Annotated in this window: 1 protein-coding gene; it reads right to left on the bottom strand. The window is 66.2% G+C overall.

Features of this window, described 5'->3' with window-relative positions:
- On the bottom strand, positions 1-269 hold a 269-nt coding region (locus tag SM755_RS23710; protein ID WP_323174842.1), incomplete at both ends, for a matrixin family metalloprotease.

Here is a 269-nt window from a genome sequence, read left to right as displayed (position 1 = left end):
CCATTATCGACTGCGGATCGTCGTCGTGAGAGAGCCCCAGCACGTGTCCGAACTCGTGTTTCGTCACGATCACGGTCGATTCGTCCGAGAGGTTCGCCTCCACCTCGACGGCGACGGGCGGGTCGACTCGGCTGTTGGACGAGAGCCGCGGCGCACACCCGGCGGCGTCGTCGACGTCGCCGCATTCGTCGACATCGTCGACGAACGTGACGACGACATCCGGATCCGTGGCGTTCGGGTCGAGAACGAACGCCGCCTCGTACGCGGCG

Origin of the sequence: Natrialba sp. PRR66 (assembly GCF_034808065.1) — an archaeon.
Classification (GTDB): Archaea; Halobacteriota; Halobacteria; order Halobacteriales; family Natrialbaceae; genus Natrialba; species Natrialba aegyptia.
The sequence above is the reverse complement of the archived record's forward strand: the minus strand, read 5'-3'. Positions and strand labels throughout refer to the sequence as shown.